The 24,882-nt window shown below is 69.4% G+C and carries 26 protein-coding genes; 20 read left to right on the forward strand and 6 right to left on the reverse strand.

Translation table 11 applies throughout. The features are described 5' to 3' along the window. The first annotated feature begins 76 nt into the window (after positions 1 to 76). Genes ACYVOK_RS00875 through ACYVOK_RS00890 form a run of 4 tightly spaced genes read left to right on the forward strand, consistent with a single transcriptional unit; the run spans position 77 to position 2,086 of the window. The gene (locus ACYVOK_RS00875) at positions 77 to 415 is read left to right on the forward strand and encodes an ArsR/SmtB family transcription factor (protein WP_460660262.1); all 339 of its coding nucleotides are present in this window, start codon (positions 77 to 79) and stop codon (positions 413 to 415) included. After that, a complete protein-coding gene (locus tag ACYVOK_RS00880) occupies positions 412 to 882 on the forward strand; it encodes an SRPBCC family protein (protein WP_460660263.1) in 471 nt (156 codons plus the stop codon). The genes ACYVOK_RS00875 and ACYVOK_RS00880 overlap by 4 nt, the downstream gene beginning before the upstream one ends. A 2-nt stretch (positions 883 to 884) precedes the next feature. Then, the gene (locus ACYVOK_RS00885; RefSeq protein WP_460660264.1) at positions 885 to 1,493 is read left to right on the forward strand and encodes a dihydrofolate reductase family protein; all 609 of its coding nucleotides are present in this window, start codon (positions 885 to 887) and stop codon (positions 1,491 to 1,493) included. Positions 1,494 to 1,495: 2 nt separating this feature from the next. Continuing rightward, entirely contained in the window at positions 1,496 to 2,086 is a 591-nt protein-coding gene (locus ACYVOK_RS00890) for a dihydrofolate reductase family protein (RefSeq protein ID WP_460660265.1), read from the forward strand. Here ACYVOK_RS00890 and ACYVOK_RS00895 read toward each other — a convergent pair. Beyond that, positions 2,065 to 2,748 carry a peptidyl-tRNA hydrolase gene (locus tag ACYVOK_RS00895; RefSeq protein WP_460660266.1) on the reverse strand — a complete coding sequence of 228 codons (684 nt, stop codon included), beginning with the start codon at positions 2,746 to 2,748 and terminating at the stop codon, positions 2,065 to 2,067. The two genes, ACYVOK_RS00890 and ACYVOK_RS00895, sit on opposite strands and share 22 nt — an antisense overlap. A gap of 52 nt (positions 2,749 to 2,800) precedes the next feature. On the opposite strand from ACYVOK_RS00895, the gene ACYVOK_RS00900 reads away from it, so the two are divergent. From ACYVOK_RS00900 to ACYVOK_RS00960, 13 genes are all read left to right on the forward strand, one after another. Continuing rightward, on the forward strand, positions 2,801 to 3,592 hold the full coding sequence (locus ACYVOK_RS00900; RefSeq protein ID WP_460660267.1) for a thymidylate synthase: 792 nt from the start codon (positions 2,801 to 2,803) through the stop codon (positions 3,590 to 3,592). Next, positions 3,589 to 4,044 carry a dihydrofolate reductase gene (locus ACYVOK_RS00905; protein WP_460660268.1) on the forward strand — a complete coding sequence of 152 codons (456 nt, stop codon included), beginning with the start codon at positions 3,589 to 3,591 and terminating at the stop codon, positions 4,042 to 4,044. The genes ACYVOK_RS00900 and ACYVOK_RS00905 overlap by 4 nt, the downstream gene beginning before the upstream one ends. Positions 4,045 to 4,156: 112 nt before the next feature. Then, the gene (locus ACYVOK_RS00910) at positions 4,157 to 5,446 is read left to right on the forward strand and encodes a toxic anion resistance protein (protein ID WP_460660269.1); all 1,290 of its coding nucleotides are present in this window, start codon (positions 4,157 to 4,159) and stop codon (positions 5,444 to 5,446) included. Positions 5,447 to 5,476: 30 nt separating this feature from the next. Then, positions 5,477 to 6,058 (forward strand): hypothetical protein, encoded by a 582-nt coding sequence (locus ACYVOK_RS00915; protein WP_460660270.1) that lies wholly within the window; start codon positions 5,477 to 5,479, stop codon positions 6,056 to 6,058. Further along, on the forward strand, positions 6,055 to 7,425 hold the full coding sequence (locus tag ACYVOK_RS00920; RefSeq protein ID WP_460660271.1) for an AAA family ATPase: 1,371 nt from the start codon (positions 6,055 to 6,057) through the stop codon (positions 7,423 to 7,425). The genes ACYVOK_RS00915 and ACYVOK_RS00920 overlap by 4 nt, the downstream gene beginning before the upstream one ends. Next, positions 7,422 to 8,750 carry a hypothetical protein gene (locus ACYVOK_RS00925; protein ID WP_460660272.1) on the forward strand — a complete coding sequence of 443 codons (1,329 nt, stop codon included), beginning with the start codon at positions 7,422 to 7,424 and terminating at the stop codon, positions 8,748 to 8,750. Before ACYVOK_RS00920 ends, ACYVOK_RS00925 begins: the two co-directional genes overlap by 4 nt. After that, entirely contained in the window at positions 8,747 to 9,721 is a 975-nt protein-coding gene (locus ACYVOK_RS00930) for a glutamate ABC transporter substrate-binding protein (protein WP_460660273.1), read from the forward strand. Before ACYVOK_RS00925 ends, ACYVOK_RS00930 begins: the two co-directional genes overlap by 4 nt. Then, positions 9,718 to 10,842, forward strand: a complete 1,125-nt coding sequence (locus ACYVOK_RS00935) for a hypothetical protein (protein ID WP_460660274.1) — start codon at positions 9,718 to 9,720, stop codon at positions 10,840 to 10,842. The genes ACYVOK_RS00930 and ACYVOK_RS00935 overlap by 4 nt, the downstream gene beginning before the upstream one ends. Continuing rightward, positions 10,839 to 13,214, forward strand: coding sequence for a serine/threonine-protein kinase (locus ACYVOK_RS00940; protein WP_460660275.1), 2,376 nt, complete (start codon positions 10,839 to 10,841; stop codon positions 13,212 to 13,214). Before ACYVOK_RS00935 ends, ACYVOK_RS00940 begins: the two co-directional genes overlap by 4 nt. After that, positions 13,199 to 14,251 carry a protein phosphatase 2C domain-containing protein gene (locus ACYVOK_RS00945; protein WP_460660276.1) on the forward strand — a complete coding sequence of 351 codons (1,053 nt, stop codon included), beginning with the start codon at positions 13,199 to 13,201 and terminating at the stop codon, positions 14,249 to 14,251. Before ACYVOK_RS00940 ends, ACYVOK_RS00945 begins: the two co-directional genes overlap by 16 nt. Positions 14,252 to 14,283: 32 nt before the next feature. Further along, entirely contained in the window at positions 14,284 to 15,561 is a 1,278-nt protein-coding gene (locus tag ACYVOK_RS00950) for a vWA domain-containing protein (protein WP_460660277.1), read from the forward strand. Further along, positions 15,558 to 16,271 (forward strand): FHA domain-containing protein, encoded by a 714-nt coding sequence (locus ACYVOK_RS00955; protein ID WP_460660278.1) that lies wholly within the window; start codon positions 15,558 to 15,560, stop codon positions 16,269 to 16,271. The genes ACYVOK_RS00950 and ACYVOK_RS00955 overlap by 4 nt, the downstream gene beginning before the upstream one ends. 46 nt (positions 16,272 to 16,317) lie before the next feature. Then, positions 16,318 to 17,514 (forward strand): epoxide hydrolase family protein, encoded by a 1,197-nt coding sequence (locus ACYVOK_RS00960; protein WP_460660279.1) that lies wholly within the window; start codon positions 16,318 to 16,320, stop codon positions 17,512 to 17,514. A 4-nt stretch (positions 17,515 to 17,518) separates the two neighbouring features. Here the strand turns inward: ACYVOK_RS00960 and ACYVOK_RS00965 are convergent, their stop codons facing one another. Continuing rightward, a complete protein-coding gene (locus ACYVOK_RS00965; RefSeq protein WP_460660280.1) occupies positions 17,519 to 17,974 on the reverse strand; it encodes a hypothetical protein in 456 nt (151 codons plus the stop codon). 124 nt (positions 17,975 to 18,098) lie between these two features. Further along, on the reverse strand, positions 18,099 to 19,064 hold the full coding sequence (locus ACYVOK_RS00970; protein ID WP_460660281.1) for a GNAT family N-acetyltransferase: 966 nt from the start codon (positions 19,062 to 19,064) through the stop codon (positions 18,099 to 18,101). A 298-nt stretch (positions 19,065 to 19,362) separates the two neighbouring features. On the opposite strand from ACYVOK_RS00970, the gene ACYVOK_RS00975 reads away from it, so the two are divergent. Further along, on the forward strand, positions 19,363 to 19,872 hold the full coding sequence (locus ACYVOK_RS00975; protein WP_460660282.1) for a putative immunity protein: 510 nt from the start codon (positions 19,363 to 19,365) through the stop codon (positions 19,870 to 19,872). Positions 19,873 to 19,949: 77 nt separating this feature from the next. Here the strand turns inward: ACYVOK_RS00975 and groL are convergent, their stop codons facing one another. Next, on the reverse strand, positions 19,950 to 21,575 hold the full coding sequence (groL, locus tag ACYVOK_RS00980) for a chaperonin GroEL (protein WP_460660283.1): 1,626 nt from the start codon (positions 21,573 to 21,575) through the stop codon (positions 19,950 to 19,952). Positions 21,576 to 21,808: 233 nt separating this feature from the next. Between groL and ACYVOK_RS00985 the strand changes: the two genes are divergently transcribed. Next, positions 21,809 to 22,369, forward strand: coding sequence for a GNAT family N-acetyltransferase (locus ACYVOK_RS00985; RefSeq protein WP_460660284.1), 561 nt, complete (start codon positions 21,809 to 21,811; stop codon positions 22,367 to 22,369). On the opposite strand, the gene ACYVOK_RS00990 is transcribed toward ACYVOK_RS00985, so the two are convergent. Next, entirely contained in the window at positions 22,366 to 22,701 is a 336-nt protein-coding gene (locus ACYVOK_RS00990; protein ID WP_460660285.1) for an MmcQ/YjbR family DNA-binding protein, read from the reverse strand. The genes ACYVOK_RS00985 and ACYVOK_RS00990 overlap by 4 nt on opposite strands. A gap of 211 nt (positions 22,702 to 22,912) precedes the next feature. Between ACYVOK_RS00990 and ACYVOK_RS00995 the strand changes: the two genes are divergently transcribed. After that, positions 22,913 to 23,248 carry a PspC domain-containing protein gene (locus ACYVOK_RS00995; RefSeq protein ID WP_460660286.1) on the forward strand — a complete coding sequence of 112 codons (336 nt, stop codon included), beginning with the start codon at positions 22,913 to 22,915 and terminating at the stop codon, positions 23,246 to 23,248. Between the two features lie 97 nt (positions 23,249 to 23,345). On the opposite strand, the gene ACYVOK_RS01000 is transcribed toward ACYVOK_RS00995, so the two are convergent. Next, positions 23,346 to 24,818, reverse strand: a complete 1,473-nt coding sequence (locus ACYVOK_RS01000) for a DUF4041 domain-containing protein (RefSeq protein WP_460660287.1) — start codon at positions 24,816 to 24,818, stop codon at positions 23,346 to 23,348. Between the last annotated feature and the right edge of the window lie 64 nt (positions 24,819 to 24,882).

A 24,882-nucleotide genomic window follows, 5' to 3' on the forward strand; every position in this document is an offset into this window, starting at 1 on the left:
ACCTCCGGTCTTGACGTCCGGGATCGAGTCCTCCTATAGTCAACACATCGGTTGATCAAGGAAGTAGTTGATAAAGATGCCGGTTGACGACGACCAGCTCGACCGGGCCTTCGCCGCCCTCGCGGACCCGGTCCGGCGGGCGATGATCGCGCGGCTGTCCCGCGGGTCGGCCACGGTCAACGAACTGGCCGAGCCGTTCCCGATCACCAAGCAGGCGGTGTCGCGGCACATCCAGGTGCTCGAGGCCGCCGGACTGATCTCCCGGAGCCGGGACGGGCAGCGCCGCCCGTGTCACCTGGAGCCCGCCGTCCTGGAAGCACTGACCGGCTGGATCGACGAGTACCGGCTGGAGACCGAACGCCGGTTCCGCCGGCTGGACGCCGTACTCAAATCCGTGAAGGAGCAGGAGAAATGAACGCCACCACCATCAACGCCCCCGCCGGGACCCCGTTCGTCGAGGTCACCCGGGAGTTCGACGCCACCCCGGCGCAACTGTTCAAGGTCACCACCGACCCCGATCTGCTCGCCCAGTGGCTCGGTCCGCGCGGCACCGACATGACGGTCGAGATGTACGACGTCCGCCCGGGCGGCAGCTACCGCTACATCCACCGCGACGACTCCGGCGAGTACGCCTTCCGTGGCGTCTTCCACACCGTCGAGCAGGACAAGCTCGTCATCCAGACCTTCGAGTGGGAAGGCGCTCCCGGCGAGGTGTGCCTGGAGAAGATGACGTTCGAGCCGACCGGGACCGGTGTCCGGTTGCACCAGCGGTCGGTGTTCCCGTCGGTGGAGTCGCGGGACGCGTTCGTGGAGTACGGGATGGAGACCGGCATCCGAGACTCGATGGACCGGCTGGCCGAACTCGTCGCCAAGGAGGGCTGATCATGAGCCAGGTCGTCGTCGACATCTCGGTCTCGCTGGACGGCTACGTCACCGGACCCAACGTCAGTCTCGACAACGGGCTCGGCGACGGCGGCGAGGCCCTGCACGAATGGGTCTTCAACGGCACCGCCGAGGACCGCAACGTCCTGGAGGCGGCCTTCGAGGCCACCGGCGCGGTGATCCAGGGCCGGAACCTGTTCGACATCATCGACGGTCCGCACGGCTGGAGCGACGAGATGGGGTACGGCGCCAAGCCGACCGGCGAGGTGAATCCGCCGATCTTCGTCGTCACCCACAAGGCACCCGAGAAGACCCGGCTCGGCGACCGCTTCCGGTTCGTCACCGACGGCATCGAGAGTGCGGTCGCCCAGGCCCGCGAGGCCGCCGGCGACAAGGACGTCTACGTGATGGGCGGCGGACAGATCTGCCATCAGGTGCTCGCCGCCGGGCTGGCCGACATCGTTCAGCTGCACGTCGCACCCGTCGTCATGGGTGACGGGACCCGGCTGTTCCCGGCCGGCGCGGCACCGACGTACTCGCTGGACCTGGTCAGCTCGATCTCGACCCCGGCCGCCCAGCACCTCACCTACCGCGTCAAGAAGGAGAAGTAGTCATGGGCAACGTCATCGCCTCCGCCGTCGTCTCGCTGGACGGCTTCGTCGCGGACACCGACGACGGGGTCGGCCCGCTGTTCGACTGGTACGGCAACGGTTCGGTCGAGGTCTACGGCAGCGACCCCGGACGCCCGTTCATGCTCAGCCAACCGAGTGCCGACTACATCAACTCGACCTGGCCGAACATCCGCTCGTGCGTGATCGGGCGGCACCTGTTCGACATCACCAACGGCTGGAACGGCGTCCCGGCGGTCGGCGATCACGTCTTCGTGGTCACGCACGAACCGCCGGCCGACTGGCCGTTCCCGGACGCGCCGTTCACCTTCGTCAACGGGATCGAGGAAGCGATCGCGCAGGCCAAGGAGCACGCCGGTGACGGCGACGTCTCGGTCACCGGCGGCAACCTGACCGGCCAGGCGCTGTCGGCCGGCCTGGTCGACGAGATCTCCTACAACCTGGCCCCGGTGATCTTCGGCACCGGCGTCAAGTTCTTCGGCGACTACGCCGGCGGCCAGATCCTGCTGGACAACCCGCGGGTCGTCGAGGGCGACCGGGTCACCCACCTGCACTACCGGGTCAGCAAGGGATGAGCCGCGACGACGGTCCGGGAGCCCGGCGCCACCTCGGTGAAGCCGGCGTCCTGGACCACGGGGAGCCCGCTCCTCAGCAGTTCCTCCCACTGTGCGGGGGTGGCGGTGCGCACCGCCAACGCGAAGTCCGCCGCCACCCATTCCTTCCGCCCGCGCGCCGGCAGCGCGAGCCAGGCGAGGTGGGCGGCGTGGCCGCACTGGGCCGCCGCCTTCCCGCTGGACATCTCCAGGCCCGGATTGATCCAGAGGACCGGAACGTCCGGTTCCGGCGCGGGAGGATCTTCGGGGTCCTCGAAGTCGGTCCCGGTCACCTGCAGCTTGGCGAGATCCTTCGGTACGGCGTCCAGCGGCACCGGCGGGAAGACCCGGACCTCGGCCGCCGGAGCACCACCCGGAGCACCGGAGCCGCCGGTGCCCGTCACGGTGATCCCGGGCAACGTCTCGGCGCGTCGCCACTCGGCCCCGCGCGCCCGCCGTACCACCTTCCGGATCCTGGCGTCCTGCCAGGCCCGCATCGCCTCGGCCCACTCGCCGTCACCGGCCGACCGCTCGTCGGCCAGGATCGCCAGCACCGCCCGCGCCGCCGTCTCCAACGCATCCGTCTGACCCGGCCGAGCATTCTTCTCCACCCGCACCACCAGGGTCAGCACATACTCGTCCACCCCGCGAGTGTGCCAGCCCGGACTGTCGGCGGTCGGTGCTAGCTTGTCGGACATGCAGCAGTATCTGGATCTCCTTCGGCACGTGCTGGACCACGGGGTGCGGAAGGGCGACCGGACCGGGACGGGCACGCTGAGTGTCTTCGGGTACCAGTCGCGTTACGACCTCCGCGAGGGTTTTCCGGCGGTGACGACGAAGAAGCTGCACCTGCGCTCGGTGATCGGCGAGCTGATCTGGTTCCTCAGCGGCTCGACCAACGTCAAGTGGCTGCACGAGAACAACATCTCGATCTGGGACGAGTGGGCCGACGCCGACGGTGAGCTCGGGCCGGTGTACGGCTACCAGTGGCGCTCCTGGCCGACCCCGGACGGGCGGCACGTGGACCAGATCGCGGGCGTGATCGAGTCGATCAAGAACAACCCCGACTCCCGCCGGCACATCGTGAGCGCGTGGAACGTGGCGGATGTCGACAACATGGCGTTGCCGCCGTGCCACACGATGTTCCAGTTCTACGTCGCCGAGGGCCGGCTGTCCTGCCAGCTGTACCAGCGGTCGGCCGACATCTTCCTCGGCGTGCCGTTCAACATCGCGTCGTACGCGCTGCTGACCCACATGGTGGCGCAGCAGACCGGGCTCGAGGTGGGCGACTTCGTCCACACCCTGGGCGACGCGCATCTGTACCTCAACCACCTGGACCAGGCCCGGTTGCAGCTGACCCGCGAGCCGCGACCGCTGCCGACGCTGAACCTGACTCCGCGGGACTCGATCGACGCGTACGAGATCGCGGACGTCGAACTGGTCGGGTACGACCCGCACCCCGGGATCAAGGCGCCCATCGCGGTATGACCGTGATCCTGATCGCCGCGGTCGGCGCCAACGGCGTGATCGGGCGGGACAACGACCTGCCCTGGCGGATCCGCGAGGACCTGCGGCGCTTCAAGCAGCTCACCCTCGGCCACACCCTGGTGATGGGCCGGAAGACGTACGACTCGATCGGCCGCCCGCTGCCCGGCCGCCGTACCGTCGTCGTCACCCGCCAGACCGCCTGGTCCACCGAAGGCGTCGACGTCGTCCACAGCCTGGACGACGCACTGACGTACGACGGCGACCTCTTCGTCGCCGGCGGTGGTGAGATCTACCGACAGGCCCTCCCGTACGCCGACCGCCTCGAGCTCACCGAGGTGGCCCAGTCCCCCGACGGCGATGTCACCTTCCCCGAGGTCGATCTCGGGCTCTGGACCGAAACCTCCCGCGACGCCCACGACGGCTTCGCGTTCGTCAGCTACCGCCGTACCTGACGAACGAGTTACGCAACGGGGAAGCCAGGGAGACCTGGAACCGCGTAGATTGTGTGCGCGTCACGGAGGTGACAGCGCAATTGCCGGGGGCGCCTCGTGGAGGGGAACGACGATGACCGATGCCGACAACACACCAGCGACGCCTGGGGCTGCTGCTCCGGGGCCTGCTGCTGCCGCCGCGCAGCCGTCGGCGTCGCCGCTCCAGCCGCCGACGGCCACCGCGCCCGGCCTGATCCTGACCGCGCCACCGCCGGCTCAGCCGGTCGCCGCGACGGCCGCGCCGAGTATGGCGCCGGCGGTCGACCCGGCAGCATTGCCCGGGCTGGACGCGAAGGTGGACACCTTCCTGGGCGCTCTGATGCAGGCCGAGCCGCGTTCCCCGGAGTTCGCCGCCAAGGCCAGTGACGTCCGCAGCATGGGGGATGTCGACATCCGCGCGGCCGCCGAGAGCTCGAACCGGTTGCTGCAGTCACCGGTCCGGGCGCTGCAGGAGGGCGGCCTGTCTGAGGGTTCGACCGTCGGCAAGACGCTGCTCGAGCTTCGCCGTACGGTCGAGGAACTGGACCCGAAGGAAGCCACCGGGGTGAAGAAGTTCCTCGGGTTGATCCCCTTCGGCGACAAGATCGAGGACTACTTCCGCAAGTACCAGAGCGCGCAGAGCCACCTCGAGGGCATCCTGCACGCGCTGCGCAACGGCCAGGACGAGCTCGGCAAGGACAACGCCGCGCTGAACCTGGAGAAGCAGCAACTCTGGGACGCGATGACCCGGCTGAACCAGTATGTGTACGTCGCCGAGCGCCTCGACGCGAGGTTGTCCGCGGCGATCGCGGAGCTGGAGGCGACCAACCCGGACAAGGCGAAGGCGTTCCGCGAGGACGTGCTGTTCTACGTCCGGCAGAAGCACCAGGACCTGCTCACCCAGCTGGCCGTGTCGATCCAGAACTACCTGGCCATCGACATCGTGATCAAGAACAACATCGAGCTGATCAAGGGTGTCGACCGCGCGTCGACGACCACGGTCTCGGCCCTGCGGACGGCGGTCATCGTGGCGCAGGCCCTGAGCAACCAGAAGCTCGTGCTGGACCAGATCAGCGCGCTGAACACGACCACCAGCGGGATGATCGAGCGAACCTCGCAGATGATGCGGGACAACTCGGTGGCGATCCAGCAGCAGGCCGCCTCGGCGACGATCGGACTGCCGCAGCTGCAGGCCGCGTTCGCGAACATCTACGCGACCATGGACGCGATCGACACGTTCAAGGTCGAGGCGCTGGACAACATGGCCGCCACCATCGGCACGCTGGAGACCGAGGTGACCAAGTCCCGCGCGTACCTGGAGCGGGTCGCACAGCAGGACCAGCGGGTCGTCCACGGCAGCCTCGACCTCGACCTCGGTCGCTGATCACACACTGACTGGGGGGACGGGGACTGCATGGCGCTCGGTGACTTCTTCGCGCGGCTGACCGGCCGCAAGGCGGAGCCCGAGCCTGTCCCGGTTCCCCGTCCGCCGACCACCGACGACCTGCTCGCGTCGCTGACCCGGGTCGAACAGATGGTTGCCGACGGCGCCGTACCGGCGGTGGTGGCATCGCGGGTCGCTCGGGTGGTCCGGGTGGTGCGGGAGACGATCCCGCGGCTGGGCAACCTGGGCGGCAGCGCGCAGGCGTACTCCGTGATGGCGACCGCGACGGACTACCTGCCCGAGGCGATCGGCGGGTACCTGCGGCTGCCGCGGCACTGGGCCGACACCCGGCCGGTCGACAAGGGCAAGACGTCGCTGATGATCCTGATCGACCAGTTGGACCTCTTGGGCTCCACGATGGACAAGGTGTTCGACGCGGTGAACCGGGCCGACGCGGCGGCGCTGATCGCCCACGGCCGGTTCCTGCAGGAGAAGTTCGGCACCGGCTCGACCGGCGGAGGCCTGGCGATCGACCCGACGGCGTCGACACCACCACCCGACACCGGACCGGCGGGACCACTTCGACCACCCACCGGACGAGGAGGGGCATGAGCGGCGAGGGCGGCAAGTCACTCCAGCAAGCCCTGTCGGAGCTGCTGGCTGTAGCTGCGCGCGCCGGCGTCCCGGAAGACAGGGCTCGCATGGAAGCGCTGTCGTTGGCCGCGGCGTTGGCGGAGTCCGCTCCGGGCGCGCCCGCGGACTGGGCCAAGGTGACTCCCGGTGCGACCACGCAAGACTTCTTCGACGCGGCCGTCCGCGGTCGTCGGTGGCGTGGTACGCCGACTGCCGTCCTGACCGAGCTGGTCGCGGCGGGTTCAGCAGACAAGGTCGCGTACGCGGAGGCGCTGGCAGAGGTCGCGTCGGCGGCGTGCACGCTGGGCGAGCCGACGATGCGAGTCGTCGGCAACGCGTCGGTGGCCGCGGCCGCGCAACTTCAGGCCGCAGGCGCTCGACCGCTGCAGGTCGGTGGTGCCCCGGCAAGGCCGGCCGTGGATACCGAGCAGACGACCGCGAAGGCGACCGCGGCCGAGCCGGCCGCCGAACAGGAGCCGGCGAAGACGGTCGAGGAGTTGCTGGCGGATCTCGACGCGTTGACGGGGCTTGAGAAGGTGAAGCGGGAGGTTCACCGGCAGGTCGCCGTACTGCGGATGGAGAAGCTGCGGACCGAGGCGGGGCTGAAGAGTCCGACCATCACCCGGCACCTCGTGTTCGTGGGCAATCCCGGGACCGGGAAGACGACCGTGGCCCGGCTGGTGAGCGGGATCTACAAGGCGCTCGGGTTGTTGTCGAAGGGACAGCTGATCGAGGTGGACCGGTCCGAACTGGTCGCCGGGTACCTCGGTCAGACCGCGACGAAGACCGCCGACGTGGTCGCGTCCGCAGCGGGTGGGGTGCTGTTCATCGACGAGGCGTACAGCCTGACCGCGGGTGAGTTCGGCGCCGACCAGTACGGCCGGGAGGCGGTCGACACGCTGGTCAAGGAGATGGAGGATCGGCGCGACGACCTGGTCGTCATCGTGGCCGGCTACCCGGAGCCGATGGAGGCGTTCATCGCGGCGAACCCGGGGCTGGCCAGCCGGTTCCGGACCACGATCGCGTTCGACGACTACAGCGACGACGAGCTCACCGACATCCTCACCGGGCTCGCCGAGGGCGCCGACTACGAACTGACCGCGGACGCGTTGGCGAAGTTCCGAGAGATCCTCGCCGCGACCCCGCGGGGCCGGTCGTTCGGCAACGGCAGGTTCGCCCGGAACGTGCTGGAGGCCGCGATCGGCCGGCACGCCTGGCGGCTGCGCGACGTCACGGCACCCACCAAGGACCAGTTGCGTCAGATCCTCGCCGAAGACCTCACCGACGAACCCGAACAGCCCGAGGCCGCGCAGCAGGATCAGTCCGAGCAAGGAGAACAGGCGTGACCCAGACCCAGAGTGCGCCGCCGCCCGCGGCCTGGTCGCCGCCGGCCCAGCAGCCGGCCCCGCCCGCCGTTCAGCAGCCCGCCTTCCCCACGCCCGGCCGCCGCAGCCCGGTCGCCGAGTGGTTCGAGGGCACACCGGGCCGGATGCGCGCGTTCCTGATCCTGGCCGCGGCGATGAGCGTCGTCTTCGGCCTCGCCGCCGCGCAAGGCTTCCGGCAGTCCGACGGCGCGCTGACCCGCGCCGAGGCGAACGCTGCCCAACTGGTCCGCATCCAGGCGATCCACACGAACCTGGTCAGCGCGAACGCCGACGCCACCAACGCCTTCCTGGTCGGCGGTCTCGAGCCACCCGAGCAGCGTCAGCACTTCGTCGAGTCGATGGCCGAGGCCGGCCGCCTGATCGCCGAGGCCGCGAACGCGCAACCCGCCGACAAGGACGCGCTCGGCGCGCTCAACCAGACGCTGATCACGTACGGCGGCCTGATCGAGCAGGCCCGGGCGAACAACCGCCAGGGTCTCCCGATCGGATCGCAGTACCTGAAGGACGCGAACGCCGTACTGCAGCAGGACTCCCTCCCGCTGGTGAAGGCACTGGTGCAGGCCAACGAGGAGCGTGTCGACTCCGAGTTCGACGGCATCGGCCAGGGCAACATCTGGGTCCTCGCCGGCGGCCTGCTGACCTTGGTCGTCTTCGCCGTCACCCTGCGCTGGCTGGCCCGCCGTACCCATCGCTACATCAATGTCCCCATCGCCGCCGGCGCAGCCCTCGTCCTCCTCACCACCGTCATCGGCGGAGTCGCGCTGTCCAGAGCGTCCGGCTCCGCCTCGGACACCCGCGACGACGCGTACTCGGACACGCTGGCCTTGTCCCGCGCCAGGATCGCGGCGTACGACGCCCGCTCGAACGAGAGCCTCACCTTGATCGCGCGCGGCTCCGGTGACGCCTTCGACAAGGCCTACAACGCGTCGGCCGCGGTCGTCGCGGAGCAGTTGAACGAGCTGAACGACGCGGGACTGCGGTCGCAGTGGAACGACTACGACGAGGTGCACAAGGTGGTGCGGAGCCGCGACACCGGAGGCGAATGGGACGCGGCCGTCGCGCTGGCCGTCGGCAAGACGCCGGACGCAAACTCCGTGCTCGCGTTCACCGAGTTCGACAACACCTCAGGCAGCCGCTTGAAGACGACGAGCGACGCCGTCCGGACCGAACTGTCCGCCGCCCGCGACGGCCTCCCCCCGATCGGCTGGCTAGGCCTCCCGATCGGCATCGCCGCCGCCCTACTCGTCGCCTGGGGAATGTCGCAGCGCCTGGAGGAGTACCGATGAAGAAGCTGCTCGCCCCGGTCGCGGCGTCGGTCGCCTTCCTGCTCGCCGCCACCGCCTGCGGCTCAGGTGACTACGACGCGACGCAGATCCCCCCGAAGGTGCAGCCGTCCCAAGCGTCGGCCGCTCCCCCGGCCCCGCAGCCGGACTGCGGGAATCCGTTGGCGTCGTACGCCCCCGAGGGCCCGATGCCGCAGCCCAACGCGATGCCGGCCGGCACGTACATGGCACAAATTCAGGCGCGCGGTCGGCTGATCGCCGGTGTGTCGGCGGACAGCCTGAACCTGGGCGCGCGCAACCCGGTCTCCGGGAAGATCGAGGGCTTCGACATCGACATGGTCCGGGCCGTCGCGAAGGCGATTTTCGGCGACCCGAACAAGATCGAACTGCGCGTCATCTCCAGCCCGCAGCGGATCCCGGTGCTGCAGAACGATCAGGTCGACATCGTCGCGCGCAACATGACGATCAACTGCGCTCGTTGGGGGCAGATCGCCTTCTCGGCCGAGTACTACCGCTCTGGGCAGAAGACGCTGGTGCCGGTCGACTCGACCGCGACCAGTCTCGAGGATCTGGACGGCAGGACGATCTGCGCTCCGGCCGGCTCGACCAGTCTGGACAACCTCAAGAAGAAGAACCCCAAGGCGGTACCGATCACGGCCGACACCGACACCGGTTGCCTGGCGCTCTTCCAGTCCGGCAAGGCGTACGGGATCACCGGTGACGACACGGTGCTCGCCGGCGACGTCGCGCAGGACCCGTACGCGAAGGTGCTGCCGGAGCGGTTCAGCGACGAGCCGTACGGCCTCGGCATGTCGCTCAAACACCCGGAGTTCGTGCAATTCGTGAACCAGGTACTCGACCGGATGAAGGCGGACGGCACCTGGATGGGTTCGTACATCAAGTGGCTCCAGCCCGCGCTCGGCAAGCTGTCGTCACCTCCGCCATCTCTCTACGGCCGGATTCCCCCGTCATGACCGTTCGTACGCCGGCGGCCTCGGCTCCGGCGCCGCCCGGACGGATGGGCAGCAGCATCCCGGCGACGGAACTGTTGCCGTTTCTCGACGCGCTCGGGACCTGGCGCGATCGGCGGAAGGCGGAGCTGGACGAGCTCGACCAGGCTGCGCTGCACTCCCCCGACGCGGATGCGTTGAGTGCGGACGTCGTACTGAGCATGGCGGTGTGGAAGGCGGTGTCGGACCGGTACGAGCTGATCCTCGTCAGCTGGGACTCCGGCCGGGTCGGCCCGGCCGAGACCGAGCGGATCTCGACCTTGATCTGGGGCGGTCTGGACACCGGCGGCGCCGGCGGCTCGCTCGCGGTTTCGTTGCCTGAGGCATGCAAGTTGTCGGACGCGCTGGCGTCCAGCCTGCGCGCCAAGCTGGCGCTGGAGCCCGGCGACGCCGACCTCGCCGCGCGACTGCGTCAGCTGCGCGCGCAGGTCGAGCGGATCAACGATCTGGTCAAGCAGGAGCCGGCGACCACCCGCAACGCGGCGATGGCCACACATCACGACCTCGACCGCCGCCTCACGGACCTTGCCGAGCGCAACAAACGCGGCGCGGACATCGGCGGGTTGATCGGCCCGCTGGAGATCGACGCGGCCCGGACCGAGCGCGATCTCATCGTCGGCGCCGCGACCCGCAAGGAGCGTGCGGCCGACGTCGCTCGCGCCCGCTCGCTGCGCGGTGAGTTGGAGGCGCAGGGCATCGCCGTACGGGCGCTTGCCGACCGGGCCGTGGCCGCGGTGCGACCGGCTCCGCGTCTCGCCGTACCGGATGTGACCGCGATCGGCCCGGTGCCGAACACCCCCGCCGAGTTGGAGAAGTACCTGGCCCGGTTGGACGCCGTACGGCGGGCGCTCGGTCAGGCGCAGTCGGCGTACGGCTCGGCGCTGGAACGGCGTGACGAGCTTGCCGCCCGGCTGGACGCGTATCAGGTGAAGGCGGCCGCCGTTGCACCGGGCAACGAAGATCTTGCCGAGTTGTACCGGCGTGGGCGTGCGGTGATCGAGTCGGAGCCGGTGGACCTGGCTCGGCTCGGTGCACTCGTCACGGCGTACCAGGCCTACCTGGAGAGCACCGGAGGGACCAGATGACGACGACCATGGCCTGTACGCAGCCTGGCTGCACGGGCACGATTCTGGACGGGTACTGCGACGTCTGCGGCTCACCCGCCTCCACCGGTGGGACAACCGCGTCGAGCGGTACGTGCACGCAGCCGGGCTGCACCGGCACGTTCGTGGACGGGTACTGCGACGTCTGCGGTTCGCCCGCACCTGAGGGAGCCACGAGCCCGTCGGCTGTCGCCGGTGCCCCGGCCGTGACGACTCCGGACGAACCTGATCCGATCAACACGCCGTCGACCGTCTCGCGCGCGTCGAACCGACTCGCTTCGACACCACTCGGATCCGCGAGGGCTGCCGCGGCGGGCTCCAAGCTCACGCGGCGGCTGGGTACGTCGTCCACCCGGCTGCGCGGTGCACGGCTGGGTGCGGGCCTGACGCAGGTGCCGTCGATCCCCGAGATCGACGCGAGCAAAGCGATCCTGGCCAATCCGATGGTCCCGGAGGACCGGCGGAACTGCCCCAACTGCGGCAACCCGGTCGGCCGCGCCCGCGGCGACCAGCCCGGCCGCACGGAGGGGTTCTGCCCGAAGTGCCGGAGCAAGTACTCGTTCTCGCCGAAGCTGCACCCGGGCGACCTGGTCGGCGGGCAGTACGAGGTGGCCGGGTGCCTGGCCCACGGTGGTTTCGGCTGGATCTACCTGGCCCGGGACAAGAACGTGTCCGACCGCTGGGTGGTGCTGAAGGGCCTGCTGAACTCCGAGGACCCGGACGCCGTCGCGGCCGCGATCGCCGAGCAGCAGTTCCTGGCCCGGGTCGAGCACCCGCTGATCGTGGAGATCTACAACTTCGTCTCCCACGAGGGCGCCGGCTACATCGTGATGGAGTACGTCGGCGGCACCTCGCTGAAGACGTTGCTCAAGCAGCGGATGGCCGCCAACAACGGGCAGTACGACGCGCTGCCGATCGACCAGGCGATCGCGTACATCCTGGAGATCCTGCCGGCCTTCTCGTACCTGCACGACCTCGGCCTGCTGTACTGCGACTTCAAGCCGGACAACATCATCCAGGTGGGCGACGCGGTCAAGCTGATCGACCTCGGCGGGGTCCGGCGGATCGACGACTTGGACTCCGCGATCTACGGCACGGTCGGTTTCCAGGCACCCGAGGTCCCTGACGTCGGCCCGTCGATCGCCTCCGACATCTACACGCTCGGCCGGACGTTGTGCGTACTGGCGATGGAGTTCCGCGGCTACCAGTCCCGGTACGTGGCGTCGCTGCCGCCGGTGAACGACGTACCGCTGTTCCAGAAGTACGACTCGGTCTACCGGCTGCTCCAGAAGGCGTGTGCCAAGGATCCGGCGGACCGCTTCCAGACCGCCGACGAGCTCCGGGTGCAGCTTCTCGGCGTACTGCGTGAGGTCGTCGCGGACAAGCAGGGCGTCAAGGCGGCGCAGCACTCCGCGTCGTCGCTGCTGTTCGGCACGCCCGGCGACAAGGCAGCCGGCCTGGGCGACAAGGCCGCGCCCTGGCAGCAACTCCCGTCGCTGGTGCGGGACGACAGCGACAAGATGGCCGGCTGGTTGAAGACCGTCAGCGTCCCGGACGCCTCCAAGCGGCTCGAACTGCTCGTGGACGCGCCGGAGCCGTCTCCTGAGATCCTGTTGGAGATCGCCGAGACGGCCCTCGAGGTGGGCGAGTACCGCTACGACATAGTCGACACAGCGGTCGCCGACCTGCTCGCTGGGGACCCGTGGGAGTGGCGGGCCGTCTGGATGGCCGGACTGGTCGCACTGGCCCGTGGCGACGCCGCCGCTGCCCAGTCGGCCTTCAACGCCGTCTACGGCCAGGTGCCGGGTGAACTCGCGCCGAAGCTGGCCCTGGCCATCGCCTGCCAGCTCAGCGGTGAGTACGACGTTGCCGAAGGCCTCTATCTCACCTGTGCCCGCACCGACGCCAACTACATCGCACCGGCGGCCTTCGGGCTGGCCGAGATCCGCACCAGGCGGAACGACCTGGACGGCGCCATCGCGGCGCTCGACCTGGTACCGCGGACCAGCGGCGCGTACATCCGGGCCCGTCGCCAGCGAGCCGGTCTCCTGGCAGGATCGGGGCGTGGCCTTCCCGCGCTGGCCGACGCGATGGACAGTATCGAGTCACTGACCATCGATCCGGTCGACCGGGCCAACCTGGCCGCGGAGGTGTTCCGGACGGCGCTGGCGCAGGTCCAGCAGTCCGGTCCGCAGGCAGGGCTGCGGATCGACGGACGGGAGGCGACCGAGCCGGCTCTGCGGGACGGGCTCGAGGCCACCTACCGTCAACTGGCGGATCACGCGCAGACCCGGCAGGAACGGATCGCCCTGGTCGACCTGGCCAACGAGGTTCGAGGATGGACGTTGCGATGACGAGTACGACCCAGACGGTCTGCCCCAGCTGTGGTGGCCCGGTGTCCGAGGCGGACCGCTTCTGCGAGGCCTGCGGGGCGGAGCTCAAACCGGCCGCTCCCAGCAAACCGGCACTGGACACGGACACCGAGCCGACGGTGGAGATCAACACCGCCCCGGTGAGCCCGTGCCAGTCGTGTGGCGGCGTGGTCGGTGCCGACGGGTACTGCGAGACCTGCGGCACCAAGGCCGCCAAGCCGCGCGACCACTTCGAGGAGCAGCCCGCGCCCTGGGTGGCCGGCGTCTGCGACCGCGGCATCCGGCACACCCGCAACGAGGACGCCATGGCCCTCGCGGCCGACCCGGAGCCGGGCAGCCGTGCTCTCCTGGTCGTCTGCGACGGGGTCAGCTCGTCCCTCGACTCGGACGTGGCGAGTCTGGCCGCCGCCCGTGCTGCTCGCGACGTACTCGAGGCCGGTCACGCGCAGGGCATCGGCACCGAGTCGTCTCGGAGTGGTGCGATCGCGGCGCGGCTCAAGGCGGCCGCCGATGCGGCCAACGACGCCGTACTGGACAACACCAGTCCGGACAGCCCGAACCCGGCGTCCTGCACGTTCGTGGCGACGGTGCTCGAGGACGGCCTGCTGGTGGCCGGTGTGGTCGGGGACAGTCGCGCGTACTGGTTCCCCGACGATGCCGAGCCGATCGCGCTGACCGTGGACGACTCGTGGGCCGCCGAACTGATCGCCACCGGGATCTCGCGGGCGGAGGCCGAATCGGGTCCGCACGCGCATGCGATCACCCGCTGGCTGGGCAAGGACGCCCCGGACCACACCCCCCGGACGACGACCGTCCAGGTCACCGGCCCGGGCTGGATCGTGGTCTGCTCGGACGGGTTGTGGAACTACTGCTCCGAGGCGGCACCGCTGGCCGACCTCGTACGTCAGACCGCTGCGGCGCACGGTGGCGAGCCCCTGGCCACCGCGTCCGCGCTGGTCGACTGGGCCAACGCCCAGGGCGGCCAGGACAACATCACCGTCGCCCTGGCGCGGCTCTAACTCCGCTCTTTCGCAGAAAGGACGCTGCACCCATGGCCGAGTTCACCGCCACCGTCTACCAGAACGAGTTCCTGCCCGACGGCGGCACCGACGTGCACGCCATCGTCACGGTGGACTGCAGCGGCGCCGGTGCGGCCGGGCAGTCCGGCAGTGGAGACGCGGGCGAGATCATCATCGTCGACACCTCCGGTTCGATGGGCGCCGACGGCGTCCGGGCCGCCGCGTACGCCGCGCAGACCGCGCTCGACCAGATCCTGGACGGCGTCTGGTTCGCGGTGATCTCCGGCAACGACCGGGCCCAGCTGGCCTACCCGCCGTCGCCGGAGCCGGTGATGGTGCGGATGGACCAGTTCACCCGCCAGCAGGCCAAGGACGCGGTGTCCCGGTTCTACGCCGACGGCGGGACCGCGATGGGCACCTGGCTGCGGCTGGCGTCCCGGGTCTTCAAGACCGTGCCGTCGCTTACCCAGAAGCACGCCATCCTGCTCACCGACGGCGAGAACCAGCACGAGACGCCGGAGGTGCTGACCCAGACGATCGAGGCGGTCACCGGCGAGTTCCAGTGCGACTGCCGCGGCGTCGGCGTCGCCTGGCAGGTCGACGAGGTACGGCGGATCGCGCGAGCGCTGCTCGGCACCGTCGACATCATCCCGGCCCCGGACCAACTGGCCGCCGAGTTCTCCAAGCTGATCCAGAACGCGATGAGCCGCGGTGTCGCGCAGGCCGACCTGCGGGTGTGGGCTCCGCAGGGCGCGGAGGTCCTGTTCGTCCGCCAGGTCGCCCCCACGGTCGAGGACCTGACCTCACGGCGTACGGCGGTCAACCCGTTGACGGGCTCGTACCCGACCGGCTCGTGGGGTGACGAGTCGCGCGACTACCACGTGGCGATCCGCCTCGCCGCCAAGGCGATCGGGCAGGAGCAGCTCGCCGCCCGGGTGCAACTGGTGATCGGCGACGACGTGGTCGCGCAGGGCCTGGTCAAGGCGCTGTGGTCCGCGGACGAGGCGCTGACCACGCGGATCAGCCCGGAGGTCGCGCACTACACCGGCCAGACCGAGCTGGCCGAGGCGATCCAGGAGGGTCTGGCCGCGAAGGCCGCCGGTGACACCGCGACCGCGACGACCAAGCTCGGCCGGGCGGTTCAGCTCGCCGCCCAGACGGGCAACGAGGAGGCCACCACCCGGCTGCGCAAGGTCGTCGACATCGAGGATCAGGAGACCGGTACCGTGCGGCTGAAGCGCACCGTCGAGAAGGCCGACGAGATGGCCCTCGACACCGCGTCCACCAAGACCACCCGGGTGAAGAAATGACGACAGTCAGCTGTCCGAGCGGGCACCCGTCGGTCTCGACCGACTACTGCGACGTCTGCGGCCTGCCGATCGGCGCCGCGGCCACCCCGGCCGCGGCGAGCATCCCGGCACCGGCTGTCGCCGCTCCGCCGCCCGCGAGCCAGACCTGCCCGAACTGCTCGGAGCCGGCCGTCGCGGACGCCCTGTTCTGTGAGAACTGCGGCTACGACTTCACCACCGGCACCATGCCGCGCCCGGCCTCGTCACTCGACCTGCCGACCGCACCGCCGCCGGTGCCGCCGGCGCCCACCGAGACCGCGGAGTGGGTCGTCGAACGCTGGGTCGATCCGGACTGGTACGCCGTACAGCAGAGTGACGACCCTTGTCCGTCGGCGGGGCTGCCGGTGGTGATCCCGCTGACCGAGAAGAGCGTGCTGATCGGCCGGCCGTCCCGGAGTCGCAACATCAACCCGGAGATCGACTGCGGTGACGACACCGGTGTCAGCCGCCGCCAGGCTCAGCTGACCACCGACGGCACCCGCTGGTGGGTCGAGGATCTGCAGTCGTCCAACGGGACCTACGTCGCTCCGGCGGCCGGCCCGCTCCCCGAGGACCCGATCGTCCCGGGCCAGCGGCGTGAGCTGAGCCCCGACGACCGGATCTACGTCGGAGCCTGGACGCGGCTCGTCGTACGGAAGGCCACTCCGCAGGAAAAAGCCGGTCAGGCCTGAGCAATTGCGGAAAGATCCTCGCCGCAATTATTTCTAGCCTGAGGGCATGACGACGAACCCAGACATCAGGCCCTTCCGGATCGAGATCCCGCAAGCCGAGGTCGACGACCTCAAGGCGCGGCTGGCCGGCGCTCGCTGGCCGGCCACACCCCCGGTGGACGACTGGAGCCGCGGCGTTCCGGTCGCCTACCTGCAGGAGCTGGCGGCGTACTGGTCCGACGGCTACGACTGGCGCGCCGCCGAGGCGGCGCTGAACGAGATCCCGCAGTTCGTCACCGAGATCAACGGGCAGCGGATCCACTTCTTCCATCAGCGGTCGGCCTCGCCGGACGCGCTGCCGCTGATCCTGACTCACGGCTGGCCCGGGTCCCCGGTGGAGTTCCAGCAGATGATCGGCCGGCTGACCGATCCGGCCGCGTACGGCGGTGACCCGGCCGACGCGTTCCATGTCGTCGTACCTTCACTGCCGGGGTACGGGTTCTCGACGCCGCTCGGGCCGGGTGGGTTCAACCTGTTCGGCGTCGCGCAGATGTGGGCGGAGCTGATGAGCCGGCTCGGGTACGAGCGGTACGCCGCGCACGGGACCGATGTCGGATCCGGGGTCGCGGGGATGCTGCCGATGGTGGATCCGGCTCACGTCGTCGGCGTGCATCTGGCGGGTGTGAGCGCGGGTACGCCGTTCGGGGACCCGCTGCCGTTGGAGGGCTTGGCGGAGGTGGACCGGGTGCGCGCCGAGCGGTTCAACCGGATGCTCGACGAGGGGTACGGGTATCTGGTGCTGCAGTCGACGCGACCGCAGACGTTGGCGTACTCGCTGAACGACTCGCCGATCGGGCAGCTCGCCTGGATCGTGGAGAAGTTCGCGGAGTGGACCGACCCGATCCACAAACTGCCGGAGGAAGCGGTCGACCGGGATCAGCTGCTCACGAACGTCAGCCTGTACTGGTTCACCGGGTCCGGCGCCTCGTCGGCGCACGCCGTCTACGAGGGGATGCAGGCCTGGAAGGCTTTCGCCGCTCAGCAGGCGGCGGGTGACTCGGAAGGATGGAGCTCGCCCGAGGTGGCCGGACCGCCCACCGGAGTTGCGGTGTTCGGAGCCGAGACGGCGATCAAGAGCCTGGCGGACCCGGCCGGGCAGATGAGCCACTGGAAGGAGTACGAGCGCGGCGGTCACTTCGCGGCGATGGAGGTGCCCGACCTGCTGGCCGACGATCTGAGGGTGTTCTTCGGCCCGCTGCGGTGAGCCTTCACCTGCCGGGTTGGATCTCTCTGGTCCAGCCCGGCAGCGGCTTGAAGCACAGCCACTCGATGATCGCGGAGCCGGCCACGATCGGGATCACCCACGACCACGGCTGCTGGGGTGCGCTGACCACCAGAATGGCCGTCCACAGCGCGATCCAGCCCCCGCCGTACCCTCGCAGCACCCCGCGGTACCAGAGCCCGCCGGGCGCCTCCGCGGCACGCTGCCCGAGATAGACGAACAGGTACGACGCGACCGAGATCGGCCAGAAGAACCACAGCCGGCCCCAGTCGTACGGGACCATCACGAGTGCGGTCAGGCAGACGACCGCGACCGCCCAGTGGTAGATCTCGCCGGCCCAGTTCAGCCGGCGCCGACGCAGGGTGAGGACGATCGCCGGCAGGCCCATCAGCACCGCCAGCACTCCCGCGGCGACGTGCAGAATCAGCGCGATGTCACGCATCGCCGGACCTCCCCCGGCCCCGGCACCCGCCGGAGCTTTCTGACATGTCAGGGAGCATAGGGGTGGAAATCGTTGCCGTCTGCCCCTCGGCGCGCCCGAGTTGAACGCGCCGGGGGGCCGGCGATCAGTTCGCCGGGAAGGACAGCACCAAACGGACCGCGAAGTTCCGGTAATGCACGCGCTCGAAGCTCCGCGCCATCGGCACATTGCCGAAGTCGGTGTCCGCCGTGATGCGCTCGGCGTCCAGCTCCGCGAGCATGTGGGTGATCTCGGCCAGCAGGTCGTCGCTGTAACGGTGACCGCGATGCTCGGGCAGTACGCCGAGATACCCGACCGTCAGCCCGCCCTGGTTCGCCGACGGGATCGCGAACCCGACCAGCTTGCCCGCTGTGCCTGATTCCTTCCCCGCCCCGGCACCCGACTCGTACGCCAGCCGCCACCAGGAGCGGTCGCTGTTCGGCATCGACTTGTACACCTCGAGTGTCTCGCGGGCCTCGCCGTCGACGCCGAGGCGGGCGATCTCCCGTGCGGTCGCGGCGTCGAGACTGCCCGCGGACACCTGACGGAACACGTCCACGAAGGCCTCGTCATCGGCCGGCTCGAACCGCAGCCTGGTGGAGCGCGGTGGCAGGCCGTACTCCGGCTTCCACTCGTACCGGAGTCGCTCGGTGACCCCGGTCAGGCCGGCCGCCTCGGCCGCCTTCCGGCGCGGCGCGAGCTCGGCGACCAGGTCCGGCCGGTCCTTCCAGTCAGCGGGCAGGAAGAAGTGGTACTCCGGCGGCTCGGCGTCGGCCGGGCGACTCTCGAGGGTGTGCTCGATCAGCGCCGTCCAGGCCGGCACCGGATCGCCGTCGCCGACGTGGTACAGGCCGTCGATGCTGAACGGGTGGTCATGGTCGGGCGGACCCCACCAGATGGCCAGTGCCCGGATCTCGCCGTCCTCCTCGACGACCCGGTTCCAGTCGTTCCGGTAGTAGCCGTCGGCAACGAAATCGTCGTAGCGCTCGCGGGTGACGGTGTTGACCGACTGCCGCTCGATCAGCGCATGGATGGTGTCGAGGTCGGCCTCGACAGTGGTGCGGATGTTCACGAAACCTCCAGCAGGAGGCGCGCGGCTCCGCTCAGTGCGAGCTGTGCGAGCGGGCAGGACGCGCCGGGAAACAAGTCAGTGTGTTCATCGGTCGCTCCTTCCGCTCGGGCCCTTCTCGCCGCGGCAGACACTAGGCCGTCGGCGAGGTCATCGTCCAACGGTTATTCACTCCTGGGCCGAACCGGCGCCACCTCGTCCGGGCGGCCTTCCGATCCCGGTTTGAGACTTCTGCAGCGCGGCCGGGTGGCGTGTGCTGCAGAAGTCTCCACACGGAGCTTCAAAGATACGATTGACACACATGAAGCTGACCGATGAAGAGCGTCGTGCGGTCACCCAGTACACCGTCGACTGCGCCGAACGCGCGCTGCCGTTGTTCGAGGCAGTGGCTCCCGGCGACACCCGTCCGCGCGAGGCGATCGAAGCCGCCCGGGCCTACGCGAACGGGGCCGAGCGGACGAGGTGGCAACGCTCGGCCGCCTGGGCGGCGCAGAAGGCCGCCGGTGAGGTCGGCGATCCGGCGGCCTCGGCCGCAGCCCGGTCCGCGCTCGGTGCGGCCGGAGCGCCGTACCTTCACGACATCGACAACCCGGACCAGCTGAAGCACGTCCTCGCCTCGGCCGTCTACCTCGCCCAGGCCCGCGAACTGGCGTCCGGCGATCCCCACCTGGGTGACGAGGAGATCCGCTGGGCGATCGACCACGCCTCACCCGTCATCCGCGACGTCGTACGCCGCTGGCCGCCCCGTAGCCCAACCCACACCCGCCAGGGCACCCTCTACCACCGCCTCAACACCACCCTCCGCAGCTAGCCCCAGAGACGCGAAGCGGTCCCGGGCGGGGAGCCCGGGACCGCTGCTTGCTGCTGTGTGCTGTGGACCTCAGTGGATCAGAAGTCCATGCCGCCCATGTCGGGGGCACCGCCGCCGGCGGCCGCAGCCTTCTCCGGCTTGTCGGCGATGACCGCCTCGGTGGTGAGGAACAGGGCCGCGATCGAGGCCGCGTTCTGCAGCGCCGACCGGGTCACCTTCGCCGGGTCGATGATGCCGGAGGCGATCAGGTCGACGTACTCACCGGTCGCGGCGTTCAGGCCGTGACCCGGCTCGAGGTTGCGGACCTTCTCCACCACGACGCCGCCCTCGAGGCCGGCGTTGATCGCGATCTGCTTCAGCGGCGCCTCGACGGCCTGGCGCACGATCTGCGCACCGGTCGCCTCGTCACCCTCGAGCTCCAGCTTCTCGAACGCCGCCACGGACGCCTGCAGCAGGGCCACGCCACCACCGGCGACGATGCCCTCCTCGACGGCCGCCTTCGCGTTGCGAACGGCGTCCTCGATGCGGTGCTTGCGCTCCTTCAGCTCGACCTCGGTGGCCGCGCCGACCTTGATCACCGCGACACCGCCGGCCAGCTTGGCCAGCCGCTCCTGCAGCTTCTCGCGGTCGTAGTCGGAGTCCGACTTCTCGATCTCGGCGCGGATCTGGTTGACCCGGCCGGCGATCTGGTCCGCGTCGCCCGAGCCCTCGACGATGGTCGTCTCGTCCTTGGTGACGACGATCTTGCGGGCCTGGCCGAGCAGGTCGAGGTCGACGGAGTCGAGCTTGAGGCCGACCTCCTCGGAGATGACCTCGCCGCCGGTCAGGACGGCCATGTCGACCAGCATCGCCTTGCGGCGGTCACCGAAGCCCGGCGCCTTGACGGCGACGGCCTTGAAGGTGCCCTTGATCTTGTTGACGACCAGGGTGGCCAGCGCCTCGCCCTCGACGTCCTCGGCGATGATGGCCAGCGGCTTGCCGGTCTGCATCACCTTCTCCAGCACCGGGACCAGGTCCTTGATGCTGGAGATCTTGCTGTTCACGATCAGGATGTACGGGTCGTCGAGGACCGCTTCCATCCGCTCCGCGTCGGTGACGAAGTACGGCGAGATGTAGCCCTTGTCGAAGCGCATACCCTCGGTGAGCTCGAGCTCGAGGCCGAAGGTGTTGCTCTCCTCGACGGTGATGACGCCTTCCTTGCCGACCTTGTCCATCGCCTCGGCGATGATCTGGCCGACCTGGGTGTCGGCGGCGGAGATCGAGGCGGTGGAAGCGATCTGCTCCCGGGTCTCGACGTCCTTGGCCAGCGCCAGCAGCTGCTCGCTGACCGCCTCGGTCGCCTTCTCGATGCCCCGCTTCAGGCTCATCGGGTTGGCGCCGGCCGCGACATTGCGCAGACCCTCGCGGACGAGAGCCTGGGCCAGCACGGTGGCGGTGGTGGTGCCGTCACCTGCGACGTCGTCGGTCTTCTTGGCAACTTCCTTGACGAGCTCGGCCCCGATCTTCTCGTACGGGTCCTCGAGCTCGATCTCCTTGGCGATGGAGACGCCGTCGTTGGTGATCGTGGGGGCGCCCCACTTCTTCTCCAGTACGACGTTGCGGCCCTTGGGGCCGAGCGTCACCTTGACCGCGTCGGCGAGGGTGTTCATCCCTCGCTCGAGGCCGCGGCGCGCCTCTTCATCGAACGAAATCAGCTTGGGCATTCTCCGCGAGTCCTCCCGCGTCGAGTCTTTGTGGTTCAGCCGGCCGGGATGCCCGCGACGGACGGCGCCGGCGCCGCGACGCTCACGTCCCGTCGCGCTTCCGGCACCTCATCGAGGCCGTCTTCTGTCACACTCCGTGGGCACGAGCCTTATCACTCTCACCCTTGGAGTGCTAACCAAGTTTTAGCACTCGACCCGGACGAGTGCAAGCCGGCCCTCGCTACGGTAGCCCCATGGTGGATGTGCGACCAGCCGGCCCGGACACCTGGTCCGACGTGGCCGCGGTGATGGGCGAGCGCGGGGATCCGGCTCGCTGCTTCTGTCAGTACTTCCGGCTGCGCGGGCGGCAGTGGGACACCGCGAACCGGGAGAGCAACCGCCGCGCCCTGCGCCGGCAGGTCTGCCACGGCGAGATCCCGCCCGGCGTGCTCGCGTACGACGGAGACGAGCCGGTCGGCTGGTGTGCGGTCGCCCCGCGGACGGCGTACCCGCGGGTGGAGGCATCACCCAACTGGCGCACCGACCGCCCGAACGCCTGGGTGATCACCTGCTTCGTCGTACCGGTGGGCCACCGTCGTCAGGGCCTCGCCGGGGAGCTCGCGCTCGGCGCGGTCGACTTCGCCCGGTCGTACGGCGCCTCCGCTGTCGAAGGCTGTGCGGTCGACGTCCCGAAGGCCACCGGCGTCTCGTCGGCCGACCTCTACCGCGGACCGCTCTCCGTCTTTCTCGGCGCCGGCTTCACCGAGGTACGCCGGACCAACCCCCGCTGGGTCCTCGTCCGCAGGACGCTCTAGTCGTTCAGCTGCTTGATCAAGTACTTCGGGGCGCTCAGCCGCCACGCCTCGGTGACCAACTCACGAAGCTCCTCGTCGTCCGCGGCGGCGATGTCGACGTCGACCCAGGCGAACCGGCTGGAGGCCCAGGCGGGCGAATAGACCTCCGGGTCCTCGGCGACCAGCGCCTCCTGCTCCTCGCGCAGCGCCTTGAGCATCAGCCTGGTCCCGTCCTCTGACAGGTACGCGAAGCTCTTGTTCCGCACCTTGAAGACCGGCTGACCCGCCCAGCCCTCGTGTTCCTCCACTCCCGGCAGCCCGAGCACGACCTTCGTCAGCACGTCGACGTCCATCCCCCGACAGTAGGTGCGGCCACGGACACTTTCTCTGCCCTACCCCACCGCCCCGATCTGGCACTTTTGCTGCGCCCACCCACCGCCCCGTCCGGCACGTTCCGGGCCGAAAGTCGTCAGGGCGCCGGCTCGGGGTCTCCGGGGTCGGACCAGGGTCGGGTCGGTACCGATCCGGATGTGGCCGGAGCCCCTCAGGCGGGAGAGTTGAGCCATGACGAACTCCAACGCACCGTTCTCCAACCTGTCCGGCAAGGTCCTCCGCCGGTCCCGCGACCAGCGGATGCTCACCGGTGTCTCCGGCGGCATCGCGGAGTACCTGAACATCGACGTGACCTTGGTCCGCCTCGCCGTCGTCGGCCTGACCCTGCTCACCGGCGGCACCGCCCTGATCGGCTATCTGGTCGCCTGGATCGTGATCCCGGAGGCCGACGGCAAGGCGGTCTGGCAGAACGTCCAGCAGTCGGTGAACCAGCCCCCGAGCCCCGAGGCCGACATCGCCTCCCGCATCTACGACGACACCAACAACAACAAGCCCCCGGCGGCATGATCCGCGCTGCACGGCGCAGATACCACCGCGGACGTGCGGCAGGGTGAACCGGCTCATCGCACCCTGCCGCACCTTCGGCGGGGTCGGGGCCTGGAATCTACAGCGCGGCGTCTGCGGTGCCTACCACTACCTCACGCTCCCGGTCGCTTGCGCGCCATTCCAACGCTTCCGGCACGTCGCGGTACTCCACGAGATGCTGACCGGCGATCCGCGCCAGCTCGTCCCGAACCTCGGCCGGAGTCGCGTAGAAGTACTCTCGCCGCAGATTCACTCGGTTGACCCGCTTGGTCGCGAATGCAGCATGCAGCGCGCCTTCCAGGCCCAGCGCGTCCTCGCTGAAGATGATCGCGTGGACATCGAACTTGAAAGGCACCGAGGCGTCACCGAGTTCGCGCACCCGGTCAAGGGGGTCGAGCCGTCTGGTCATACCGATCTTGATCATCTTCGGCCCGAACGATCCGACGTTGGAGATGATGTAGACGTATCCGGTGCGAATGTTCGCCTCCCGGGCCTCGACGCCCGCGATCGACGCCTCGATCTCCGCAATCTGGGCTTCGAGTTGCGCGATCGCGTCCGCATCGCCCGAGGCGCGAACGCGAGCTAGTGCCGTCTCGTAGTGGGACTGTTCCTTCAACAGCCGGGCTTTCTCCCGCTCGAACTCCCGCCTGGCGGCCTCTTCCTCGCGCTGTTGCTCGCGCTGCGCGCGGACGCGCTCCTTCTCATCCTCGACCTTCGCGAGGTAGTCCGCCGTCAATTCGATTTCGGTCACGCGGAGCGCGTGGTAGTCCGCACTGATCCGGATGTCCATGCTCTGCCCAAGCCGCGCGATCGACTCTCGCGCTTTGCCGAGGCGCTCGACACTCGACGCGAGTCGGTGAGGACGAACCGTCCGCACACAGTTGTCCGCCTCAGCGTTGTAGGCCCGTAGCATCAGCTTCGAGATCTCAGCCACCATCTTGGCACCAGCGCGGGCGGAGTTGTTGACCTGCCAGTTCGTCGTCGCAGTTACCGCCCTGCCGTTCTTCGCCAGGACTTTGTACCGGTCCTTCAGTTCGGCCAACCGCCCCTTGTACGCAACAGCGTCCTCGAGCGGGTGCGAGTACTCGTAGATCCCGACCTCTTGCAGCATCGCCAACTCGTTGGTCGCAATGACGTCGCGGCGTGCGGCCGCCAGTTCGACCTGAGCGTCAGCGACTTCTTGCCGCGCCTTCGCTACGGAGGACCGCACCTCATCAAGCTCACTGCGCAACCGGTCGGTCTCCGCCGCGATGGTCAGCGCGTCCATGCCTCCGAGCTCCCCCACCAGGGTTCGCAGGCTTTCGACCTCGTTCTCCAGCCGCTTCTTTCCCCCGAAGAGTCCCCGTCCTTCGCGGCTCCGAACCGGAACGGTGAGGCCGCCCGTGCCTTCCCGCGCCGCCGATGAACTCGAGGCCTGCGGTCCGCCGCTGCTGCCCGGCGCAGTTTCCACCGTGGCCGCGACGTTCTGAAGGTCCGGCGGTCCGGCGGTCATCGCTTGATCCGAGACCAGGACCGCGTCGGGCGCTAGGCCGGCAGCGCTGCTGTCCACCATCGGCGTCGAACCATACGGTGGTCCGATTGTGTCGTCGACCCAGAGTTGCCACCCGGGCGGTGGA

It is taken from the genome of Kribbella swartbergensis, assembly GCF_054784135.1.

Excerpts from the sequence above, each read along its gene's own strand:
- ACYVOK_RS00875 (WP_460660262.1), top strand. The coding sequence starts at position 77 with ATGCCGGTTGACGACGACCAGCTCGACCGGGCCTTCGCCGCCCTCGCG.
- ACYVOK_RS00880 (WP_460660263.1), top strand. The coding sequence starts at position 412 with ATGAACGCCACCACCATCAACGCCCCCGCCGGGACCCCGTTCGTCGAG.
- ACYVOK_RS00885 (WP_460660264.1), top strand. The coding sequence starts at position 885 with ATGAGCCAGGTCGTCGTCGACATCTCGGTCTCGCTGGACGGCTACGTC.
- ACYVOK_RS00890 (WP_460660265.1), top strand. The coding sequence starts at position 1,496 with ATGGGCAACGTCATCGCCTCCGCCGTCGTCTCGCTGGACGGCTTCGTC.
- ACYVOK_RS00900 (WP_460660267.1), top strand. The coding sequence starts at position 2,801 with ATGCAGCAGTATCTGGATCTCCTTCGGCACGTGCTGGACCACGGGGTG.
- ACYVOK_RS00905 (WP_460660268.1), top strand. The coding sequence starts at position 3,589 with ATGACCGTGATCCTGATCGCCGCGGTCGGCGCCAACGGCGTGATCGGG.
- ACYVOK_RS00910 (WP_460660269.1), top strand. The coding sequence starts at position 4,157 with ATGACCGATGCCGACAACACACCAGCGACGCCTGGGGCTGCTGCTCCG.
- ACYVOK_RS00915 (WP_460660270.1), top strand. The coding sequence starts at position 5,477 with ATGGCGCTCGGTGACTTCTTCGCGCGGCTGACCGGCCGCAAGGCGGAG.
- ACYVOK_RS00920 (WP_460660271.1), top strand. The coding sequence starts at position 6,055 with ATGAGCGGCGAGGGCGGCAAGTCACTCCAGCAAGCCCTGTCGGAGCTG.
- ACYVOK_RS00930 (WP_460660273.1), top strand. The coding sequence starts at position 8,747 with ATGAAGAAGCTGCTCGCCCCGGTCGCGGCGTCGGTCGCCTTCCTGCTC.
- ACYVOK_RS00935 (WP_460660274.1), top strand. The coding sequence starts at position 9,718 with ATGACCGTTCGTACGCCGGCGGCCTCGGCTCCGGCGCCGCCCGGACGG.
- ACYVOK_RS00940 (WP_460660275.1), top strand. The coding sequence starts at position 10,839 with ATGACGACGACCATGGCCTGTACGCAGCCTGGCTGCACGGGCACGATT.
- ACYVOK_RS00945 (WP_460660276.1), top strand. The coding sequence starts at position 13,199 with ATGGACGTTGCGATGACGAGTACGACCCAGACGGTCTGCCCCAGCTGT.
- ACYVOK_RS00950 (WP_460660277.1), top strand. The coding sequence starts at position 14,284 with ATGGCCGAGTTCACCGCCACCGTCTACCAGAACGAGTTCCTGCCCGAC.
- ACYVOK_RS00955 (WP_460660278.1), top strand. The coding sequence starts at position 15,558 with ATGACGACAGTCAGCTGTCCGAGCGGGCACCCGTCGGTCTCGACCGAC.
- ACYVOK_RS00960 (WP_460660279.1), top strand. The coding sequence starts at position 16,318 with ATGACGACGAACCCAGACATCAGGCCCTTCCGGATCGAGATCCCGCAA.
- ACYVOK_RS00965 (WP_460660280.1), bottom strand. The coding sequence starts at position 17,974 with ATGCGTGACATCGCGCTGATTCTGCACGTCGCCGCGGGAGTGCTGGCG.
- ACYVOK_RS00975 (WP_460660282.1), top strand. The coding sequence starts at position 19,363 with ATGAAGCTGACCGATGAAGAGCGTCGTGCGGTCACCCAGTACACCGTC.
- groL (WP_460660283.1), bottom strand. The coding sequence starts at position 21,575 with ATGCCCAAGCTGATTTCGTTCGATGAAGAGGCGCGCCGCGGCCTCGAG.
- ACYVOK_RS00985 (WP_460660284.1), top strand. The coding sequence starts at position 21,809 with ATGGTGGATGTGCGACCAGCCGGCCCGGACACCTGGTCCGACGTGGCC.
- ACYVOK_RS00990 (WP_460660285.1), bottom strand. The coding sequence starts at position 22,701 with ATGGACGTCGACGTGCTGACGAAGGTCGTGCTCGGGCTGCCGGGAGTG.
- ACYVOK_RS00995 (WP_460660286.1), top strand. The coding sequence starts at position 22,913 with ATGACGAACTCCAACGCACCGTTCTCCAACCTGTCCGGCAAGGTCCTC.
- ACYVOK_RS01000 (WP_460660287.1), bottom strand. The coding sequence starts at position 24,818 with ATGGTGGACAGCAGCGCTGCCGGCCTAGCGCCCGACGCGGTCCTGGTC.